The sequence below is a fragment of the Frankia sp. CgMI4 genome (assembly GCF_001756285.1).
Classification (GTDB): Bacteria; Actinomycetota; Actinomycetes; order Frankiales; family Frankiaceae; genus Frankia; species Frankia casuarinae.
The window spans coordinates 1-3368 of sequence record NZ_MAQZ01000015.1 but is presented as its reverse complement, the minus strand read 5'-3'; the positions used below and the strand labels follow the sequence as shown (position 1 = coordinate 3368).

The window sequence follows — 3368 nt, the reverse complement described above, 5'->3', positions numbered from 1 at the left end:
CTCGTCATCCACCCGACCATCATCGACCAGGCCCCGCCCGGCCGTCAGCACCATCGCCACGATCAACCCCTCCCTACCCGCCATACCTAGCCTAGACTGACGATGACCTCTGTCTCACATCATCTTGGCAGGTAGGGCAACGAGCCGCCTTGCAGCCGTGATCGCAACCGAGTCGGGTTCGGGATTCGCCGAGTGCCGCGCGACCGGAGCGATCAACCTCTATCAGTCGTCTTGGCATTCGCGTTGCCGGCGTAGCCGGCTCGACGGATCTTCGCGTGGGCCGGTTCGACAGACACGGTCGGGCCGTTGACCTGCAGGTTTAGGTTCGCATTAGTGCTGGTTGGGTGCACATCGCAGCACTGACCAGGCATGCAACGTAGTAATTGCAGTCTGATCCGTCAAGCTCAGCGGTGACCGAGATGGTAACGTTTTGTCATAGTGGAGATCATTTCTGGGGTCGATCCCGTCTGGTGGCTCCTGCTCGACGGATGGGACCAGAGCCTGCAGACCGTCGGGCGCAGCGTCGAGACCCGGACCGCGTAGCGCAAGGCCGGCGTGGCGTTCGTCAACTGGCTCGCGGCACTGCCGCCGGCGCCTGCCGGCTGGACACCGCCGCGGACTGGCGTCGAGCGGCGCGCGGCCCGGCGCGCGGCCGCGGACGCCGGCGCCGAGCAGATGCCGACATACCGGCCGGGCGCGGCAGACGAGATCAGCCGGCAGCACGTCGAACAGTTCCTGATCTCCTTCGCGACCGAGCGGACACCGCGATGCCCGGACGGACGATCCGGCTCGACGGTGAATCAGGCGTTCCGCTCGCTCCAGCAGTTTTTTTGTGGCTGCTCGCCGAGGAGGAGCTCGACGCCTCGCCGATGGAGCGCATGGAGCCCCCCAAGATCGGCGAGCGGGTGAAACCGCTGCTCGTACTCGACCAGCTGTCCGCCCTCGTCGCCGTGTGYAAGGGCAAGGATTTCACCAGTCGACGTGACGAGGCGCTCGTGCGCGTCTTCGCGGACTCGGGCGGCCGTAGAAGCGAGGTCGCCGGCCTGACCGTCGCCGACGTCGACCTCGGCCGCAAGCGCCTGCTCGTCACCGGCAAGGGCGACCGACAGCGACACATCGCCATCGGCGCTCAGACCGCGCTCAGCCTGAACCGGTACCTGCGGCGCGGCCACCACCGACATGCCACTCTGCCCGCGCTGTGGCTGGCCGGCCGAGGCACCGCGATGACACCGTCGGGCGTCTACCAGGTGGTACGGCGCCGCGGCCGCGAGGCCGGCATCGACGTCCACCCCCACCTGTTCCGCCACGCGCTCGCCGACGCCTGGCTCTTTGCCGGCGGCGGAGAGCAGACCCTCGCCGACCACATGGGGTGGAGCACCACGCAGATGGTCCGCCGCTACGGCGCCGCCGGCCGGTCGCGGCGCGCTCAGAACGAGCACGAGCGCCTCGGCCTCGGTGATGCCTGCCGGCTGATCAGCCCCCGTCGCGTCAGCTAGCCGGCGGGTCCAGAGGGTGCCGATGCCCGGCGATCCATGCGAGGACTTCGTCCTCTTTCGACGAGCGGTAGTTCACGCCGACACCAGCGGAAACGCCTCACCTCACGACTCGTCCTCCTGCCCTCTGAGGTCCTGCGGGACCGGGAGCGTCAGCTTCCGTACGCCGGCCTGGGTCAGCGAGTAGAAGAAGGGCCCCTTCTCCTCGACCAGCGGCTCGATCTTGCCCCAGTGCTGGACGACCATGCGCAGCATGTCCCACCGGGACATGCTGCCGCTCTTGGTCAAGAAGAGGCCCTTCACCTCGCTGGCCAGGAAGATCTGCTTCTCGACGGCGCGACACCGGATCATGTTGTCGCGCGTGATCAGCAGCAGGCCTTCCTCGCCGACGTAGGGCAGCCAGCGAACGTCCTTCGTCCCCAGCGTGATCGGGCAACGTCTGTGGCCGGGATGGATGACGTYGGTTCGCACCGCGGCGAGCGCCTTACCCAGGGGCAGGGTGTTCTCGTTGACGAAGAAGCGCGCCTGGAGATCGGCGGCGGYGTTCATGCTCAGGCTGCGGTCTCTTCCTGCTCGCGGAGACGCGCTTCATAGCGGACCGCGGCCTCAACATCAGCATCGGGGAGCTCRTAGACCTCGGCGATCCCTGCGATCGAGTCGCCCGCAGCCCACAGCTCGTACAGGTTCGCGGTGCGGGTGTTTCGTACGACGGGCGCGCCGAAGCCGAGCAGCGGGTCGAGTACCACCTGCCGGCCGGTGGGGTCCGGGTATAGCCGCAGAGCCTCACCTCCCTTGCCGTCGCCGGGAGCGAACTCGACCTTGGCAAAGAAGTCCTGCGCCTTCGGCGCGAGCACGAGCTGGCCGTCGTGGACGCGGACCATCTCCAGCGAGGTCGCCAGGCCGACTTCCTCCTGAACCGCCATGACCACGTCGCGGYCGAAGACGTACGGGTGCATGTGCGCAAGCGGGTACGGCACGCCGAAGCGTTCCCGTAGCCGCTGGACGACGAGCCGCATCCTCTGTAGCGAAACACCGCGAACGCGGTACTCATGCAGGTAGCCGGCCTCGACAAACTCGCCCCACGTGACCAGATCGCGGCCGGTGTGCTCGGGACGGATCACCGGCTCGTAGTGGGTCTGTCCACGGGTGTAGCCGTCGATCCACGACCGGAGCCGGGMAGGCTTCACCGCGAGCAGGTGAGCGGCCTCGCTCATCGAGTAGATCTCACGTTCCAACACCGTGACAGTCACATCGACATCATGGCTTCCTCCGGTCGCATGTACCCCGCTTCGACGCGCCAACGGGGTARCTCATATCGGACATTTGCTCACGCAGCGCGTCCGAGCGTCATTTCTCACCCCTCCACCCGGGGCGGTTCCGATCCAGCCACGCCTCCACGTCGGCCCGATGCCAGAGTCGTAGCCGGGGATGATCCAAGATCGGGTCGGGGAAGCCCTTCGCGTTCGCGATGCGGCTGGMGTACTCGCGCGAGACTCGCTCGCCACTTCGGGAACCGCGTCCGAGGAGATCGCGGAGCTGATCGATGTCTACGGCGTCTTCCAGGTCCCCGATAGTGACGATCTCGTCACGTGGTCGGCGGGACACCCCGCGGACGCTAGGCGCGGGCTCCTGCATGCGCGGGATGGACTGTCCACCTGCCCTGTAGGAGGCCATGGCGCACTACGGTGCCCCGCTGATCATCACAGCCCGTCGGCGTGCTGGCCGGCGGGCCGGATGACACGCCGGATGACCAGGCCGAACCAGCCGACGGCGTGCCCGAACGATCAGAAGTCATCCCTCGACCGAGATCACGACAGGGACGGAACACAGGCTAGTTCACAAAGAATCTTGTCCTAAAAATCTTGACAAGTTCCG

At 66.9% G+C, this 3368-nt stretch carries 3 protein-coding genes; 1 reads left to right on the top strand and 2 read right to left on the bottom strand.

Annotated features, from left to right (window positions below):
• Positions 1–767 precede the first annotated feature (767 nt).
• Positions 768–1496 (top strand): tyrosine-type recombinase/integrase, encoded by a 729-nt coding sequence (locus Manayef4_RS02515; RefSeq protein WP_011435544.1) that lies wholly within the window; start codon positions 768–770, stop codon positions 1494–1496.
• A gap of 102 nt (positions 1497–1598) precedes the next feature.
• Here Manayef4_RS02515 and Manayef4_RS02510 read toward each other — a convergent pair whose 3' ends face one another.
• Together Manayef4_RS02510 and Manayef4_RS02505 are read right to left on the bottom strand one after the other, a co-directional pair.
• Positions 1599–2042, bottom strand: coding sequence for a hypothetical protein (locus Manayef4_RS02510; RefSeq protein ID WP_070130497.1), 444 nt, complete (start codon positions 2040–2042; stop codon positions 1599–1601).
• Between the two features lie 2 nt (positions 2043–2044).
• Entirely contained in the window at positions 2045–2743 is a 699-nt protein-coding gene (locus Manayef4_RS02505; protein WP_254665426.1) for a DUF433 domain-containing protein, read from the bottom strand.
• Positions 2744–3368: the final 625 nt, after the last annotated feature.